The sequence below is a fragment of the Cytobacillus firmus genome (assembly GCF_023715565.1).
In the GTDB taxonomy this organism is placed as follows: domain Bacteria; phylum Bacillota; class Bacilli; order Bacillales; family Cytobacillaceae; genus Cytobacillus; species Cytobacillus firmus_C.
On sequence record NZ_JAMBOJ010000051.1, the window covers coordinates 17,779 to 34,889 of the forward strand.

Annotated in this window: 21 protein-coding genes; 11 read left to right on the plus strand and 10 right to left on the minus strand. The window is 41.6% G+C overall.

Going from position 1 to position 17,111, the window contains the following annotated elements; translation table 11 throughout:
- Positions 1-5: 5 nt before the first annotated feature.
- The 4 genes from menH to menC all read left to right on the plus strand — a co-directional run bounded on the left by menH (position 6) and on the right by menC (position 4,431).
- Complete coding sequence (menH, locus tag M3205_RS18465) at positions 6-851, plus strand: 2-succinyl-6-hydroxy-2,4-cyclohexadiene-1-carboxylate synthase (protein WP_251171227.1); 846 nt, start codon at positions 6-8, stop codon at positions 849-851.
- A gap of 76 nt (positions 852-927) precedes the next feature.
- Entirely contained in the window at positions 928-1,749 is an 822-nt protein-coding gene (gene menB / locus M3205_RS18470) for a 1,4-dihydroxy-2-naphthoyl-CoA synthase (RefSeq protein WP_251171228.1), read from the plus strand.
- 86 nt (positions 1,750-1,835) lie between these two features.
- Complete coding sequence (locus tag M3205_RS18475; protein WP_251171229.1) at positions 1,836-3,323, plus strand: o-succinylbenzoate--CoA ligase; 1,488 nt, start codon at positions 1,836-1,838, stop codon at positions 3,321-3,323.
- A gap of 1 nt (position 3,324) precedes the next feature.
- A complete protein-coding gene (gene menC, locus M3205_RS18480) occupies positions 3,325-4,431 on the plus strand; it encodes an o-succinylbenzoate synthase (RefSeq protein ID WP_251171230.1) in 1,107 nt (368 codons plus the stop codon).
- A 357-nt stretch (positions 4,432-4,788) separates the two neighbouring features.
- Here the strand turns inward: menC and M3205_RS18485 are convergent, their stop codons facing one another.
- A complete protein-coding gene (locus tag M3205_RS18485) occupies positions 4,789-4,941 on the minus strand; it encodes a DUF1540 domain-containing protein (protein ID WP_251171231.1) in 153 nt (50 codons plus the stop codon).
- 158 nt (positions 4,942-5,099) lie between these two features.
- Positions 5,100-6,062 carry a metal ABC transporter substrate-binding protein gene (locus tag M3205_RS18490; RefSeq protein ID WP_251171232.1) on the minus strand — a complete coding sequence of 321 codons (963 nt, stop codon included), beginning with the start codon at positions 6,060-6,062 and terminating at the stop codon, positions 5,100-5,102.
- 265 nt (positions 6,063-6,327) lie between these two features.
- Between M3205_RS18490 and M3205_RS18495 the strand changes: the two genes are divergently transcribed.
- Complete coding sequence (locus M3205_RS18495; protein WP_251171233.1) at positions 6,328-6,891, plus strand: beta-class carbonic anhydrase; 564 nt, start codon at positions 6,328-6,330, stop codon at positions 6,889-6,891.
- Here the strand turns inward: M3205_RS18495 and yidD are convergent.
- Entirely contained in the window at positions 6,888-7,121 is a 234-nt protein-coding gene (gene yidD / locus M3205_RS18500; RefSeq protein ID WP_251171245.1) for a membrane protein insertion efficiency factor YidD, read from the minus strand. The genes M3205_RS18495 and yidD overlap by 4 nt on opposite strands.
- A gap of 141 nt (positions 7,122-7,262) precedes the next feature.
- Here yidD and M3205_RS18505 point away from each other — a divergent pair, with 141 nt between their 5' ends.
- The gene (locus tag M3205_RS18505; protein ID WP_251171234.1) at positions 7,263-7,736 is read left to right on the plus strand and encodes an S-ribosylhomocysteine lyase; all 474 of its coding nucleotides are present in this window, start codon (positions 7,263-7,265) and stop codon (positions 7,734-7,736) included.
- A gap of 29 nt (positions 7,737-7,765) precedes the next feature.
- Here the strand turns inward: M3205_RS18505 and cls are convergent, their stop codons facing one another.
- Together cls and ytzI are read right to left on the minus strand one after the other, a co-directional pair.
- Entirely contained in the window at positions 7,766-9,214 is a 1,449-nt protein-coding gene (cls, locus tag M3205_RS18510) for a cardiolipin synthase (protein WP_251171235.1), read from the minus strand.
- A gap of 93 nt (positions 9,215-9,307) precedes the next feature.
- Complete coding sequence (gene ytzI, locus M3205_RS18515; RefSeq protein ID WP_251171236.1) at positions 9,308-9,484, minus strand: YtzI protein; 177 nt, start codon at positions 9,482-9,484, stop codon at positions 9,308-9,310.
- Between the two features lie 126 nt (positions 9,485-9,610).
- Between ytzI and M3205_RS18520 the strand changes: the two genes are divergently transcribed.
- The gene (locus tag M3205_RS18520; RefSeq protein ID WP_251171237.1) at positions 9,611-10,048 is read left to right on the plus strand and encodes a Dps family protein; all 438 of its coding nucleotides are present in this window, start codon (positions 9,611-9,613) and stop codon (positions 10,046-10,048) included.
- Between the two features lie 113 nt (positions 10,049-10,161).
- On the opposite strand, the gene M3205_RS18525 is transcribed toward M3205_RS18520, so the two are convergent.
- Positions 10,162-10,419 carry a DUF6154 family protein gene (locus tag M3205_RS18525; protein ID WP_035330414.1) on the minus strand — a complete coding sequence of 86 codons (258 nt, stop codon included), beginning with the start codon at positions 10,417-10,419 and terminating at the stop codon, positions 10,162-10,164.
- Between the two features lie 567 nt (positions 10,420-10,986).
- Here M3205_RS18525 and M3205_RS18530 point away from each other — a divergent pair.
- On the plus strand, positions 10,987-11,316 hold the full coding sequence (locus tag M3205_RS18530; protein ID WP_251171238.1) for a hydrolase: 330 nt from the start codon (positions 10,987-10,989) through the stop codon (positions 11,314-11,316).
- A 200-nt stretch (positions 11,317-11,516) separates the two neighbouring features.
- Here M3205_RS18530 and M3205_RS18535 read toward each other — a convergent pair whose 3' ends face one another.
- The gene (locus M3205_RS18535; protein ID WP_285886603.1) at positions 11,517-12,386 is read right to left on the minus strand and encodes a DUF6612 family protein; all 870 of its coding nucleotides are present in this window, start codon (positions 12,384-12,386) and stop codon (positions 11,517-11,519) included.
- A 163-nt stretch (positions 12,387-12,549) separates the two neighbouring features.
- Between M3205_RS18535 and ytkD the strand changes: the two genes are divergently transcribed.
- Positions 12,550-13,017, plus strand: a complete 468-nt coding sequence (gene ytkD, locus M3205_RS18540; RefSeq protein ID WP_251171239.1) for an RNA deprotection pyrophosphohydrolase — start codon at positions 12,550-12,552, stop codon at positions 13,015-13,017.
- 25 nt (positions 13,018-13,042) lie between these two features.
- On the opposite strand, the gene M3205_RS18545 is transcribed toward ytkD, so the two are convergent.
- From M3205_RS18545 to M3205_RS18555, 3 genes are read right to left on the minus strand one after another with little or no spacing between them, the layout of a single operon-like run.
- Positions 13,043-13,852, minus strand: coding sequence for an ABC transporter permease (locus M3205_RS18545; protein WP_251171240.1), 810 nt, complete (start codon positions 13,850-13,852; stop codon positions 13,043-13,045).
- Entirely contained in the window at positions 13,830-14,609 is a 780-nt protein-coding gene (locus M3205_RS18550; RefSeq protein ID WP_251171241.1) for an ABC transporter ATP-binding protein, read from the minus strand. The genes M3205_RS18545 and M3205_RS18550 overlap by 23 nt, the downstream gene beginning before the upstream one ends.
- A gap of 22 nt (positions 14,610-14,631) precedes the next feature.
- Entirely contained in the window at positions 14,632-15,627 is a 996-nt protein-coding gene (locus M3205_RS18555) for an ABC transporter substrate-binding protein (protein WP_251171242.1), read from the minus strand.
- Positions 15,628-15,782: 155 nt separating this feature from the next.
- Between M3205_RS18555 and M3205_RS18560 the strand changes: the two genes are divergently transcribed.
- Entirely contained in the window at positions 15,783-16,568 is a 786-nt protein-coding gene (locus tag M3205_RS18560) for an alpha/beta hydrolase family protein (protein WP_251171243.1), read from the plus strand.
- An 86-nt stretch (positions 16,569-16,654) separates the two neighbouring features.
- Positions 16,655-16,897 (plus strand): DUF2584 domain-containing protein, encoded by a 243-nt coding sequence (locus M3205_RS18565; protein ID WP_251171244.1) that lies wholly within the window; start codon positions 16,655-16,657, stop codon positions 16,895-16,897.
- Positions 16,898-17,111: the final 214 nt, after the last annotated feature.

The window sequence follows — 17,111 nt, forward strand, 5'->3', positions numbered from 1 at the left end:
TACCGATGAAATATGGCGTGAATGGGGTTCACTATCATGTCGATACATGGGGTAAGGGATTTCCGCTTCTTCTCCTTCATGGCTTTACAGGAAATAGTGAGGGCTGGAAAGAATTCGCCCCCTTCTGGAAAGGACATTCGAAAGCCATTGCATTGGACATAATCGGGCATGGGAAGTCTGGAGCCCCATCTGATATTGGCCATTATCAAATAGAAGAGTGTGCCGCTGTGATAAACAGTCTATTAGAAAAGTTGGGAATCGGGAAAATTGATGCTCTTGGATATTCCATGGGGGGACGGCTTGCGCTGACGTTTGCAGTTAAATATCCGGAAAAAGTCCGCACGCTGATTTTGGAAAGTGCTTCCCCGGGACTTAGGACTGAAGAAGAAAGGCATGAAAGAAGAGTACAGGATGCCAGGCTGGCTGACAGAATCAGGAAGGAAGGCATTCGGGATTTTATCGGCTATTGGGAGAATATCCCGTTATTTCAGAGCCAAGGGAATCTTCCTGAACAAATCCGCACACGAATAAGAAATCAGCGTATGGCCAATTCTATTGTTGGTCTGGCAAACAGCCTGAATGGAATGGGCACCGGCTCACAGCCATCCTGGTGGGGCGAGCTCGGTAATCTGAAAATGCCAGTCCTCCTATTGACCGGGGAGCTGGACCAAAAATTCTGCAGAATTGCAGAAGAGATGTCGAAAGCATTGCCAAATGTTCATTGGAAGTCCGTTAAAAATGCAGGACATGCAATTCATGTGGAGAAACCAGAATTATTTGGTACAATAGTAAGTGAGTTTTTGTCGCAATCAGGGGAGATTCATGCAAATGCAGTAGAAATTGAGGAATGATGTCCTTTGCTGGCACAAAAACTGTGCGGCAAATATTGCGCTTTCTAATACAATACATATCGAGGAGGATTCATGTATGTCAGCTGTAGAATGGGTTGCAGGAAAAAAGTACGAAGAAATCATTTATGAAACATACAATGGAATTGCGAAAATTACCATTAATAGACCGCAAGTCCACAATGCCTTTACTCCAAGAACGGTAATGGAATTAATTGATGCATTTGCATACGCGCGTGATGATGAAAATGTAGGTGTTATTGTTCTCACGGGTGCAGGAGACAAAGCATTTTGTTCAGGCGGAGACCAGTCAGTTAGAGGACATGGCGGTTATGTCGGGGATGATCAGATCCCTCGTTTAAATGTTTTGGATCTTCAGCGTTTAATCCGTGTTATTCCTAAGCCGGTTATTGCAATGGTAAAAGGATATGCGATTGGAGGAGGACATGTCCTTCATATCGTATGTGACTTAACGATTGCAGCTGATAACGCTGTATTTGGACAAACAGGACCTAAAGTGGGAAGCTTCGATGCAGGTTACGGTTCAGGATATCTTGCAAGAATCGTCGGCCATAAGAAAGCACGCGAAATATGGTACCTGTGCCGCCAGTACGGTGCCCAGGAAGCTCTGGATATGGGGCTTGTTAATACGGTTGTGCCGCTTGAGAAAGTGGAAGAAGAAACAATTCAATGGTGTGAAGAAATCCTCGAGAAGAGCCCGACTGCAATCCGTTTCTTGAAGGCTGCCTTCAACGCGGATACAGATGGACTTGCTGGAATCCAGCAATTCGCCGGTGACGCAACTCTTCTATACTATACAACGGATGAAGCGAAGGAAGGCCGTGACGCATTTAAAGAAAAGCGTAAGCCGGACTTTGGTCAATTCCCGCGTTTCCCTTGATCTCAGGGGAATATTATTTTTCAGCTTGATGGCCAGTCCATCAGGCTGTTTTTATATGAAAATACCTATGAAATGAGGTGTTTATAATGGAAGCGCAAATAGTGCCGAATTTCCTGCAAAAACGGGCATTTTTAACACCTGACCGCCCAGCCCTTTCTTGTTTGGAAAAAACCTATACTTTTTATGAAGTATATGATCGTGCATACATAATAGCAGGGCAATTACAGGCAGTTGGATTAAAGCGAGGCCAGTTTGCAGGTGTGCTCCTGAGAAATCATGAAGACAGTGTTTTTATCCTTTTAGCTCTGCAGCTAATCGATGTGAAGGCCGTAATTTTAAATAACAGGCTGACTGCCGAGGAATTAATTTGGCAGCTGGATGATTCGACGTCCGCTTTCCTTATAACGGAGAGTTCTTTTGATGAAGTTAGCCAAAAGGTTGTAAACTCTTTAAGGGGAATTTCAGCGATACATAAAGAAGAACTCTTCAGGAAAGATCCTGTCGAGCCGGAATTAATAGAAGAAATAAGTCTTAATGAGGTCTGTACTGTCATGTATACATCCGGTACAACAGGGAATCCGAAAGGCGTTCTGCAAACCTACGGCAATCATTGGTGGAGTGCAGTGGGATCTGCATTAAACCTAGGGCTGAATGAAAACGACAGCTGGCTGTGTGCTGTTCCGATTTTTCATATTAGCGGCTATTCCATTTTAATGCGTAGCGTCATCTACGGCATGAAAATGGTTCTTTTTGAATCTTTCCATGAAAAAAAAGTTATCAAAGCCATTTCCGCTGAAAAGGTGACCATCATGTCAGTTGTGAGTACGATGCTCACCCGGATTGCAGATGAATTAGAAAATGAGCAGATGCCGGACTACTTCAGATGTATGCTGTTAGGGGGAGGTCCAGCAGCGAAATCTCTTCTGGAAGTTTGCAGGGAGAAGGATATTCCTGTTTACCAGACCTACGGAATGACGGAAACTTCGTCACAGATTGTTACTCTCGCTCCGGAATACAGTTTCAGCAAATTAGGATCAGCCGGAAAGCCATTATTTCCTTCCCAGCTGAAGATTATTAATCCGACTGGGGAGCTTGCGGATCCTGGAGAAGCGGGTGAGATCCTTGTAAAAGGCCCGAATGTGACGAAAGGGTATTTAAACCGTGAAGAAGAAACTGCGAAAAAAATAAAAGATGGCTGGCTTTCAACTGGAGATGTAGGCTATGTCGATCAAGAAGGATTTTTATATGTACTTGATCGGCGTTCAGATTTAATCATTTCAGGCGGCGAAAATATTTATCCTGCTGAGGTTGAGGGTGTTCTTGCTTCACACTCCCAAATATCGGATGCAGGGGTTATTGGCATGAAGGATAATGTTTGGGGTGAAGTGCCGGTCGCTTTTATTGCCGGAGAAGAAAGCCTTGATAAAAAAGAGGTGACAGAGTACTGCTTAGAGAGGCTGGCAAAGTATAAGGTACCAAAAAAGATCATCATGATTAATGAAATTCCCAGGAATGCTTCTAAGAAGATATTAAGAAGGAAGCTCCGGGAACTGCTCGGGGAAAGCGGGAAATAGCATGGATATTAAAACAGTTACTTTATATAAAATTGCAATGCCCCTAAAAACGCCATTTTCCACTCATTTAGGAACTGTTAAAGACAGAGAGGGGATCATAGTTGAAGTAATTGATGAGGAAGGACGGAAGGGATATGGGGAAGGAGTCGCTTTTTCTTCCCCCTGGTATACAGAGGAGACGGTTGAGACGAGCTATCATGTGCTAAAGGAGTTTCTTATCCCGATCCTGCGAGAAGCTGGTATTAAGCATCCTTCAGATGCAGGGCGTGCTTTTGAAGCCCTGCGAAGAAATCAAATGGCAAAAGCAGCGCTGGAAACGGCTTTATGGGATCTGGCTGCAAAAAAAGAAAATAGCTCTCTTTCTGAATTTATAGGAGGTAAGAGGGAACAAATCCTATCCGGTGTGGTTGTTGGCGCCAAAACAAAGGAAGAAGTAAGAAGGCAAATTGAAAGCTATCTGGAGAGCGGCTATCAAAGGGTCAAAATAAAAATCAGCCCCGAAAACGATTATGAATTGATCTCAGACATCCGCCGCTATTATCCTGATCTGCCAATCATGGCTGATGCTAATTCAGCTTACTCATTAGGGGATATAGATCAGTTAAAAAGGCTTGATGACTTCGGGCTCATGATGATTGAACAGCCGCTTGAATATGATGATATTGTTGATCATGCCAAGCTTCAGAAGGAATTGCAAACACCGATCTGCCTGGATGAAAGTATTGTTACCTTTAATGATGCCAGAAGAGCTGTCGAGCTTGGAAGCTGTAAAGTTATTAATATTAAGATTGGCCGGGTTGGAGGTCTGGGGACGGCAAGGAAAATTCATGATTATTGCCTGGATAAGGGGATTGCAGTCTGGTGTGGAGGTATGTTGGAGTTTGGAATCTCCCGTGCCCATAATATTGCGCTGGCTTCTCTGGAGGGCTTTGCTATTCCCGGTGATATTTCAGCGTCAGAAAGGTATTGGGAAGAAGATATTATTCTACCTGAGGTCACCGTACAGAACGGAATGATTAAGGTTCCTGATAAACCGGGAATTGGTTTTGAGATTAATGAGAAAAGACTGAGTGAAGTGACCATCTCAAAGGAAAGCTTTATCCTATAGAAAAAACCGAAGTTCTATCCGGCAGAATCTGCGGTTTTCGTTTGAGTGCAAAAAAATAAGGCGCATCCACAGCGCCATGTATAATCTATTATTGAGAAATTTCGTCTTTAATAAATGACTCTTCTTTAATGGCAAAGGAGCTTAATCCAGCAGCAGCGGCAAAAGCAGCACCAAGCAAAATAACGGTTGATAACATATGTATCACTCCTATAGGTTATTGTTATTCTATACATTCCCGCTAAGAAAAATAATAAACTTATTTTAAAAAAAGCGGTGCAGCTCATGCACCGCTTTTGCAGTAATATGCATAAATGGAACTGCTGGAATTCGACAAAATTCGGGCGGTGCCTGTCACCATTAATGCGGTTCGAACGTTTGGCAGTCTGTTTCTTTGGTGTCGTCTGCTGTTTTGCCTGTATGGCTGACTACGTATATCTGGTCTGCGCTGCATTGGTTTCCATCTTTCCAGTAAGTGCAGTTATTTACTTCACATAAAACATCTTTTGCCATTGGTTATACCTCCTAAGCAGAAAAAATATGACCAGGCCGAAATCGCGGGGTCTTTTATATTTTCTGCAATGTCCGCCATATCAGTCATGGCATTTGAAGGAATGTCATGACCTGCATTTCAGATGAAAAAACCTCCCAGGGCGGGAGGTGGATTGTGATTATTCATTTAAAGCTTTTTTTAAGGCCGCCAGATTGTCTTGCATAAGCGTAAAATATGTTTGGTTCTCTTTTAGATCTTCTTCCGTTAATACAGATAAATTATGCAGCAGTAAAGGACTAGCGCCAATTTCCTTTTGCAGAATTTCCGTCAGTCTTGAGCTGACATTCTGTTCAAAAAATACATATTTTAAGTCATGTTCTTTTGCTTCTGCAATGATTTTCTGCAGTTCTTTCTGAGTAGGCTCACTGGAGGAGTTCAAGCCTGATACACTGATTTGATCCAAACCATATCGGTCTTCCCAATAACCATAAGCTGCGTGTGAAACAATGAATTCCTGATGCTTTGCACTTTGAATCGTCTGTTCAAAGTCGTTATGAAGATTATCAAGCTCCTGGGCAAGCTCCAAATAATTCTGTTCAAACTGCTCTTTCTGATCAGGCATCTGTTCCACTAAAGCGTCTTTAATTGCTTCTGCCAATTCCTTCGAGTATAAAGGATCCAGCCAAACATGGGGATCGATATCCCCGTGATCATGCCCGTCTTCAACACCAGCTTCATGATCCTCTGCATCTTCCTCATGCAGAGGATCATGATTTGCATCTGAGTGGACAAACTCCAGGTTTTCTCCAGCTGCCACCATTTTAACATTCTCATTTTTCAATGTGTCTTTTGCCTTTTCTACAAATCCTTCAAGACCCAGCCCTATAAAAATAAACAGATCCGAATCGGCCAGCTTCATCATATCTTTTTGAGAAGGTTCGAAGGTATGTTCATCCGACCCGGGCGGATAGATGGTCTCAACCTCTATCGCTTTTCCTCCGATTTGTTCAGTAAAGTATTGAAGAGGATAAACGGTTGTATAAACTATAGTTTTGCTGCTGCTTTCCCCTGTCTTTCCCCCTGTACAGCCGGAAAGAATAAGGATTAGCCCCAGAATATATATTAAAAATGCCTTTTTCATTATTCTCCTCCTGTTATAAAGCGAAGTAATTCCGATTTAAAGAACGGTTAAATGGTTTTTAATACGTAATCATTACGATTTCCTTAGTTATCTTACAAAATATCCAGCTGAAAAGCAAGGAAAAAATTTGTTAGGAGCTTATACTTTATGTATCATAACTATAGGGGCCGGTAAGGTCTTAATTAGTATTGACATTTTTTCGTCAAGTATGGGAGCAAATAGCTCTACAATCAAAGTGTTCACAAAAAGACAGGGAGTGGAACAATTGAAACTTTTAGAAGAGATCTTAAACCATAACCAGCAATTTGTTGAAGAAAAAAAGTACGAAGAGTTTGAAACAACGAAGTTTCCTAATAAAAAAATGGTTATTCTGACTTGCATGGACACACGTTTAGTGGAGCTTTTGCCAAAAGCGCTTAATGTAAGAAACGGTGATGTGAAAATCATTAAGAACGCAGGAGCTTTAGTAACTCACCCGTTTGGAAGTATTATGAGAAGCATATTAATAGCTGTTTATCAGCTGCAAGCGAAAGAAGTGTTTGTTATTGGCCATCATGACTGCGGCATGAGCGGAATGAAAGCTGATGCGGTTGTCAGCAGCATGAAAGAGAGAGGCATTACTGACGATGCACTGGATACGATGACATACTCAGGAATCGCTGCCGATGATTGGCTAAGAGGTTTTGAAAATGTAGAGGAAAGTGTATCCCATAGTGTACATATGGTGAAAAAGCATCCGCTGATGCCGATAGATGTGCCTGTGCATGGGCTTGTTATTCATCCCGGCACAGGCAAGCTTGACCTTGTAGTGGACGGATACGAGGGTTAATTCTTTTTGGGCCATTCCTCGGGAACCAGGTCGACACCGCCAGGATGAAGGGGATGGCATTTAAGGATCCGTTTTATTGTCAACCAGCCGCCCTTGAAGGCGCCGAATCGTTTAACTGACTCCAGCCCATAATGGGAGCATGTTGGATAAAACCGGCATGTAGGAGGCTTGAGCGGGGAAATCACAACTTGATAAAAGCGAAATATTGAAATGAGTATTTTTTTGAGCATGGCATTACCTTTCCCGGTTAAATCATATTTTCTTTTAAAATAACATATTATCATGTGGAAGTCATAATTTTCATATTAATTTGATGAATTTAGTCGGTTATTATGTTATAGTAAAAGGAAAACTTTAGGGGAGTGTTTTGTATGCCTTCAGTAGAAAGTTTCGAGTTGGATCATAATGCTGTTAAAGCTCCTTACGTGAGGCACTGCGGTGTCCATAAAGTGGGCAGTGACGGATTAGTGAACAAGTTTGATATCAGGTTCTGCCAGCCAAACAAACAGGCGATGAAGCCGGATGTCATTCATACACTTGAGCATCTGCTTGCGTTTAATATCCGGACACATGCAGAGAAGTATGGCCATTTTGATATTATTGATATTTCCCCGATGGGCTGCCAGACCGGCTATTATTTAGTAGTAAGCGGCGAGCCGTCAGTTGAAGAAATAATCGATCTGCTGGATTCTACAATGAAAGATGCCGTTGAAATTACCGAAATCCCAGCTGCAAATGAAAAGCAATGCGGGCAGGCTAAGCTTCATGATCTTGAAGGAGCAAAGCGCCTCATGAGATTTTGGCTGCAGCAGTCGAAGGATGACTTGAAACAGGTTTTTGCATAAAGAAAAACGGGCTGATTTTTCAGCCCGTTTTATAATATCGGCGATAGCAGCCTCGATATGGATTCTTTCAATTTTATTTTCATGGCCCTATTTCTGTAATCTTCTGTAGTCAGGTTTGTTGAAAGCTGAACATCTTCTTTAAAGCTCTCAGTCAGTTCCTTTGAAACTTCCTCGTCGTAAATAAAAGCATTTACCTCAAAATTGAGCCTGAAGCTTCTCACGTCTATATTCGCAGTTCCTACCGATGAAACTTCTTCATCCACAATCAGGGTTTTTGCATGGATGAAGCCATTTTCGTATATATAGATATTTGCATTTACTTTTAGCATTTCTCCAATATAAGAGTAAGTAGCCCAATAAACAAACATGTGATCAGGTTTATTCGGAATCATAATATTTACTTCCACACCTGACAAGGCAGCTATTTTCAAGGCGTCAAGAAGACTTGCATCAGGAATGAAATATGGGGTTTGGATATATATGGACTTACGAGCAGATGAAATCATTTTAATATAACCATTTTTAATTTGTTCCCATTCAGAATCCGGACCGCTGGTAACAATCTGCATCCCTACGGTATCCTGAGAGTCGCACAGCGGAAAAAACTCAGGAGCATAGAATATGTCATGGCGGTGGGAAGCCTGGTTCCAGTCCAGGATAAAGCGGGTCTGAAGAGAATGTACAGCACTTCCTCTAATTCTTAGATGGGTATCACGCCAATATCCAAACTTCGGGTTCAGGCCGAGATATTCATCCCCGACATTAAAGCCGCCAACATACCCAATCCTTCCGTCAATGATGGCAATTTTCCGGTGGTTCCGGTAATTGATTCTTAAATTGATAAAATGCAGCCGCGAAGGGAAAAAGGCCTCAATTTCTCCTCCTGCAGCAATCAGCTCTTTAAATGCCCTTTTATGCAGGCTCCTTGAGCCAAGTTCATCATAGAGAAGTCTTACTTTTACGCCTTCCCTGGCTTTTTCCGTTAAGAGAGTGATTAAGCTTTTCCCAAGATTGTCTCTTTTGAAAATATAATATTGCAGGTGGATATGATCGGTTGCACTTTTTATATCCTCTACAAGCGAATTGAACTTATCTTTCCCGTTTGTAAAAATTCGGACCTCATTATCCTGGGTCAATACTGAATCATTATTTACAAGATGCATGTAAATAAGGTCTTTGGATTTTTCAATGATCTCATTGCGAAAATGGAAATCCTTTTCCTTAATCCCTCGGATTTGGTTGTTCAGCAGTTCATCAATTCCAATTTTTTTGCGGTCTTCCCATTGGAACATCTTTCTTCTGGTTAAATTTTGTCCAAAAAAGAGGTACATGAAAAAACCAAGTAGAGGAAGAAAGAATAAAACCATGAGCCATGCCCATGTGGCGCCTGCATCCCTTCGCTCCAAAAAGATAACAAATACAGCCAGGATAATATTTAATAATAAAAATACTGTAAGCATCATGGAGTATATATCCATCTTAATGTCCTCTCCACATGTATTTTTCCGCCCTTTTAAAAAGAAAACCTCCGGCTGTACGGAGGCTGTTTATATAATAGCGTATGTTTACGATCAGTTTTGGTTATTTTCCTGCTCCTCTTTAGCCTCTTTTTGTTGCTTCTCGCTGTCAGGAAGCGGATCAATCGGGTCTACCGTATGCTTGAATTGGTAAGCCTTTGAAGTAGTAATAACGCTCAGCAGCAGAACCACAATCACGATAATGATCGATATGACTAATACCGTATACATATTTCTCCCCCTTTTCACTCAATATTCTACCATGAAAGCAGCTCAATAATAAAAAATTTCGCCATGGCCTTGCATAGGTTTTAATTCGCTCAATGTGGGTATTCTATTGTTGGGAGGATGATTATTATGAGTAAAGAATTAGTAAAAGCTGTTAACCAGCAAGTAGCAAACTGGACAGTTTTATATGTAAAGCTTCACAATTACCATTGGTACATCAAAGGAAAAAACTTTTTTACCCTACATGCAAAATTTGAAGAGCTTTATAATGAAGCCAATGTACATGTTGATGAACTGGCCGAGAGAATCCTTGCTCTTGAGGCTAAACCGGTTGCAACAATGAAAGAAGTTCTGGATACCAGTTCCCTTAAAGAAGCGACAGGAAAAGAAAATGAAGAACAAATGGTTCAAACTGTCGTTGACGACTTTGAAAAAATGGTGGACGAGCTTCAGGAAGCAATCGAGCTTGCAGAAGAAGCCAAAGATGAAGGAACAGGCGACATGCTGGTTGCTGTAAAGCAAAGCTTGAAAAAACATATCTGGATGCTTAAAGCATACCTAGGATAATAAACAAAGACTGGCTGCAAAGCTGGTCTTTTTATTTTGTAATAAAATAAAAAAGCGGCTTCACGCCGCCTTCGGGTATATGGATTGTTATTCTCAATTCGGATATGTATAGGTTAGTGTATGTTCCTGTGGTGAATGATCGGGCTTCTGCGCTGTCCGTAATTTTCACTGGCAAATTTCCCTTTTAGGCTCTCGATCAGATAAAGCCCCATTAAATCATATAATTCCTGATTATCAAGGTCTTTGATAATGTTCAGCAGGTCTTCTCTGTCCATTTCTTCTAAGAAGGCAAAAGCGAGCATATCGATATCTTCTTCATCACCAGTCAGCTTATTCCTGTAAAGTTCATATAGCTCATCAATCAGTTTCATGATAACACCTCCTTAAAAAATTCTCCGGTTTTCTATAGTATACTTAATTAATACCCCTGATGCAGAAAAATATTCACCCTATGCTATTTGGAAAAGCGGACTTCCAATTTGTTTAACTTAGTATATGTCAGCTTATGAAGTATGATCGTAATTTTGTATAATTTTATCATAAATGTGGGATACGATAACTATAGAAATGAAAAATATTGTGCTATTTAAAAAAGGCTCTTTTCGTATAAATAGTTGTTTTTCGCTTATCAATGTTGTCCGTTGATTGCAGTGAGAGGATGCTCAGTGAACTACGGGGCGGGCGGTGAGCCTCCTCGACGCTACGCGTCTGTGGGGTCTCACCTGTCCCGCTACTCCCGTAGGACGTTGAATAGGCTGCCTTGAGTAAACACCGCACGAAGAAAATGCGAATGCATTTTCGAGGATCTCGCACCTTCCACTACAATCACCTCCGTAAATATAATATTAATAGCAACAAACTTTGCGAAAACAGCCTAAAAAAAACTTACCGGTGTTGAATCTGCGCCACAGCAATGAACAATAAAGGGGCTGACAGGATTGGAAGAAAACAAAAAGACATATTATATAACGCTTGGTTCGGGTGAGATTTCTCAAAGTGCCACTGACTCCACCTGGAATTATAAAATTGAGGCAAATGATGATGAAATTATTGCACTAAGGGAATATTTTGACCAGAACTATTCAACAGAATGGCAAAATTTTTTCAGAGCCCATGTTCCTTATGTTCAATACCACTATGACCGTGAAAATGATGCATATGACGAAACAATGAAAAGAATTTATGGCATGATATATGATCTTGGAGATGATGAAGCAAGAAAGCATATTGAAAGCATGGGAATCCTGACAGAGGATGAACATAAATAGAAAAGCGGAAGCGACTTGCCCACCCCCGACAAGCACAAGACGAGCCTCACGGAAAGGCGTTCTTTGCCTTTTTGGGAGGATTGGCTTGTGACCTCGAGGGGGTAGGCGCTGTAGCTAGACAGCTCTCAAAGTACTAAGTTAAAAATTATATAGTAGAAAAGCTGAGGCAAGCGCAAGCTGAGGCAAGCGCCTCAGCTTTTCTACATTTCCATTTCCACAGCTGTATCAAGAACTTCCTGTGGAACGGCAATAGCCTCAACTTTATTATAGTTTGAGTATTGGCCGTTCATGTTCTGCTTCATGTAGATTTTTTGGCCTTCAGCCGTGATTTCCATTTCCATAATCATATTTAGCACGCTTGGGTAAAACGTTTTTTTATCAATCACGATTTCGTAGTCAACACCATTAATGTTCATGTTATCAAGCATTTCTCCATTGGCGGCTAGTTCAGGCGGCAACGTTTCTGCGGCAGTTTCCTTCACGAAATCATTGAATTTTTCTCCATCGGCTTTCAATTTCAGGATATAGCTTTTTGCGTCCTGTTCAAAGGTGAAATCGTCCACAAAATCCTGCAGTTTCTTCAATTCCTCACCTGGGTTGGTCTGCTGGTTTGACATTTGAAGCAAATTATCAGACATTTCTTTAGGGAACTTCATCCACTGCTGTCCGGCAGCATCATAAAGAAACATTCCTTCTTCCGTAAAATAGCTTTCAATATCATAAGATTCTTCTGCTTCGGCCATGGACATAGTCATTTTTTGATAAAAGGCCATTGGTTCTGTTGTGACATTCATGTCAATGACAGAATCGATATTCATATTTTCCCCTTCAGCACCGGCGCTCATTTCTTGGCTCATATCCATTTTTACTGAGAAGCTCTTTAGCTCTTCCGAAGCCTCAGTAGATTTCTTTAAAACTTCTTCCAATGTCATTTCAGAAGCTTCTTCTGTTTTTGCTTCTTCCTTTTCTTTTCCGGCAGCTGATTCATTAACAGGTTTGGCTGTTTCATTGCATGCTGTCAGCATTAGAACCATGAAGAAGCCGGTAAGGATTGCGAGAGATTTTTTCAAGATATACACTCCTCTATTTATGTTAGTCACATAATTTTACGGGCAAAAAAGGAAAAAGTTTCAAAATAATGTAATTTGATACTTTAGCCCCAGAAGTTTTTTTTAAATGTAATTAACCTTTATAATGGAATTATCAAATTAATTTATCGAGTGAGGGAATAGCATGGAAACCTTTTTAGACGAAAACGGAGGGAAAGTGCGCTTTTCTTTTAATAAAAGAGCTTTTGAAACCGAGCCTGAACATGTTCTGGTCATTTGCCGCTATGGTGACCAATGGCTGCTGACGAACCATAAAAAGAGGGGATGGGAATTCCCCGGAGGTAAAAGAGAACAGGGTGAGTCTCTTGAGGAGGCAGCCAGAAGAGAAGTATATGAAGAAACAGGAGCAGACTTAAATAGTCTGCATTTTATTGGTGAATATGAAGTTAAACTGGGTAAAGAGCATTTTGTCAAAGCTATTTTTTTCGCAGAGGTGAAAAGTCTCAACAATACAAATCATTATTTTGAAACAAACGGTCCCATATTGACAGGGGGAAACCTGCTTGAAGATAGGTGGAACAGCCAGTACAGTTTCATCATGAAGGATAAAGTAGTTGAAAAGAGCCTCGAGAAAATTTTGAAGGAAAAATAAAAACGGCATGCCATTTGCCGTTTTTTTATGAACCATTCTTAATTAGTTTTCTCTCCAGGAGTTCTACCAGCTGATACATCACTGTTGCAAAAATAGCAATTACAAGCAATGAAAGCATAACAAGCGTGAAGTTGAATACTTGAAAGCCGTAAATAATCATGTATCCAAGACCCTTCGAGGATACAAGGAATTCGCCGACGATCACCCCAACCCAAGATAACCCCACATTCACCTTTAAAGTTGAGATGATGGTCGGGAATGAAGCAGGTAAAATGGCTTCCCTGAAAATTTGAAATCGGTTTGCCCCAAAAGTCTGAAGCACTTTAATATAATTGGGGTCTACTTCTTTGAAAGCCGTATACACGACAATGGTTGTGATGATAATCGAAATAATCGCTCCCATGGCAACGATTGAAGTAAAGCTCGGGCCTAAAGCTACGATTAGGATAGGGCCAAGAGCAACCTTAGGCATTGAATTCAGGACAACCAAATAGGGATCCGCTATTTTTGAAAGCATTGGTGACCACCAGAGTATGGCTGCCAGGAATGTACCTAAAAAAGTGCCCAAAATGAATCCAAATACGGTCTCGGACAATGTGTAGCCTAAATCCACCATCAAGGTACCATCCTGTATTTTGGTTAAAAATAATCCCCATACTTTAGAAGGCGCACTGAAAATCAGCGGGTCAATCCATTGCTTTTGGCTTGCCAGCTCCCATCCTGAAAAAAACACGATAAAGATGACAGTCTGATAGAAACGGACCCATTTCTTTTCACGGTTCAGGGACTGAAGGTATTTCTGGTGAAGGTATTTAACGTTCTCCTGCGGGCTCAAGAGACTCCAGCTCCTTCCATATAGTTTGAAAAATCGCTGGATATGCTTCATGATTTCTTGCGTTAAAAGGGGTTTCATCTCTTAATTCTTTTGGTATTTCAAATGTCTTATGAAGCTGTCCGGGCCTTGCGGAGAATAGAAAAACACGGTCACTCATGCTGATTGCCTCGCCAATGTCATGGGTAACCAGTATGGCTGTTTTTCCGAAGGATTTAAGCGTGTCAGATACCAGATCCTCAAGCTTCAGTTTGGTTTGATAATCCAATGCGGAAAATGGTTCATCAAGCATAAGCAGCTTTGGGCCGGTTGCAAGGGTTCTTACAAGGGCAACCCGCTGGCGCATTCCCCCTGAAAGCTGCTTCGGAAACTGTGACTCTACACCTTTTAGTCCCATCTCCTGAAGGAGCTTCAATGCATAAGCTTTTTTGGCAGGAGTGACGCTATTTCCGATTTTTAGCCCCAGGAGTATATTTTCTTCAATGTTCTTCCAGGGAAAAAGATAATCCTGCTGAAGCATATAGCCAATTTCATTTTCTGCTGTTTCAACCCGCTTTCCTTCAAGTGTGACAGTGCCCTCTGTGGGTTCAAGCAGGCCTGCTATGATGGAAAGCAATGTTGTCTTACCGCATCCGCTTGGACCTAGGAAGGAGACAAATTCTCCTTCCTCCACGTCAAGCGAAACATCGGAGAGGGCCGTGACAGCAGAGGTTTTCGTAAAATAAGTGTGGTGGACAGCATCAACCTTCAAAAAATCCATGTCGGCCTCCTCTTTCGTTTAGTTACTTCATTACCTTTTCAGCAATCTTTGTATTAACGAGTGTACCATGCTCTATGCGCTTAGGGAGCTCTCCTGCTTCTTCCATAATGTTCTGCAGGTTAGCCCATTCTTCAGTATCCAGAATAGGATCTGTTGCAAAAGATCCTTGGCTCTTATAACGGTCTACTACCATTTCAATGATTTCAAGCTCAGTGTTGTCAAAATAACCTTGAATAGCTTCTGCCGTTTCTTTTGAACTATGCTGCTCAACCCATTGCTGTGCTTTATAAATAGCTCTTGTGAATTTCTCGACTGTTTCCTGATTTTCATCAATATAACTTTGTTTCGTCATGAATGTGGTATAAGGTATATGTCCGGATTCGGTTCCAAAAGAAGCAACAATATATCCTTTGCCTTCTTTTTCAAATACACTTGCAGTAGGTTCAAAAAGCTGGACAAATTCACCGGTGCCGGATGCGAAAGCAGGAGCAATATTGGCATAATCAATATTTTGGATTAAATTCAAATCCTGATGTGGATCTATGCCATGCTTTTTCAATACAAACTCGCCGGCCATCTGCGGCATGCCGCCTTTACGCTGTCCGAGAAATGTTTTGCCTTCCAGCATATCCCATGAAAAGTTATCGATTTTATTTCGGGAAACCAGGAATGTTCCATCCGTTTGGGTGAGCTGTGCAAAGTTAATAACCGGATCATTGGAGCCCTGTGCCGAAACGTAAATGGAAGTTTCAGAACCCACAAGCGCAATATCAGCGCTATCGGACAGCAGAGCGGTCATTGTTTTATCTCCGCCGGCTGTTGTTGTAAGCTGTACTTTAAGTCCTTCTTCTTCAAAGAAACCTTTCTCAAGGGCTACATACTGTGGAGCATAGAAGATGGAACGTGTCACTTCAGCAATGCGGACGGTTTGCAATTCATCCTTCCCGCAGGCTCCCAATGGAACGATCAATATCACTGCAAGCATAAGAAGCATGCTTGTTTTAATCCATTTTTTCATAAGCCATAAGACCTCCCTTATGCTAAAAAAATCAGTTTAAAAGCCTAGGATATCGTATGAAAATTGAAAAAATGTGTGAATGCCCATGGAAATATTTTTAGAGGAAGGTCTAAAAGCTCAGACTAAAAGGAAGCCTCAAGAGGGAGGAAGATAACATGGAATTCAAAAACGGCCAAATCATCAATAAACAGAAATTTCCTTCACCCAATCCGGCAATTGAATTATCGGTTGTTACGTATCAGGCAAATGGATTACATATAAAAGGCCTGCTGGCAGAGCCAAAGGGAGAGGCGCTATATGATGGATTCCTTTACCTGAGAGGAGGCATAAAAAATGTCGGAAAGGTACGGCCTTCCCGGATTGTCCAGTTTGCCTGTGAAGGTTTTATTGTATTCGCGCCTTTTTACAGAGGAAATCAAGGGGGAGATGGAAACGAAGATTTTGCAGGGGAGGACAGGCAGGACGCGTTTGCCGCGTTTACTCTTCTTCAGGAGCATGACCGGGTAAAGAGAGTCCATGTTTTTGGTTTTTCACGTGGCGGTGTGATGGCTTTGCTTACTGCAATCGAGTTTCCGCAAGCAGCCTCCATTGTCACATGGGGAGGGGTCAGTGATATGTTTCTCACCTATGTGGAGCGCAAGGATCTCCGGAGAATGATGAAACGGGTAATCGGCGGAACTCCGGTAAAGTTTCCGGAACGGTATAAATACCGCACCCCGCTTTTTCAGCTGGAGCATCTGCAGGCACCTGTCTTAATCATTCATGGAGAACAGGATCATAATGTTTCGGTGGAGCATTCCTACCGTCTCGAAAAAAGGCTGAAGGCTCTTAATAAAGAAGTGGATAGCTGGTATTTCCCTGACTATACCCACTACTTTCCGCCAGCCGTGAACCGGAAGATCGTAGAGGATTTGGGTGTGTGGATGAAAAGTCATGAATGACGGAAGATTTTTGCTTAATAGCTTTCAGAGCAAGAAAAGCTGGGGTAAAATAGAGGAAAGTATAATGAATGAAGGAGAGATATCCAATGGGTATGCCCTTAGAGCTGAACACAATGATCGTGACAAAGGGAAGGGAAAAAAGACTTGATGAGAATTACTTTTCACTGGTCAAAGAAGGGTACAGATTATATCCCCTCGATATCCCGGTCGACGTAAAAAGAACAATTGACGGCGACCTGAACGGAATGGGAGTCATCCGGAAAGTGGAATGGGAAAACAGCCGGACACTCATAACTTATCAGCTTGTTTCCTTAAACTCAACAAACTAGAAGAGCGCGCCTGGACAACGTCCGGCGTTTTTTTGTTCAATGTTTTTCTGCAAACTCAAAAAAGAATTGCCGCGTAAACGGCAATTCTTTCAGACTGTCGACAAACTCGATGAAAATCGTACTTGTCGGGAGTCTTTTTTGATTTAAAATAGAAGTAATACAATGCTTGAGGTGATTAATATGCTTTCTAAACATAATCCAATTCAACGGGATC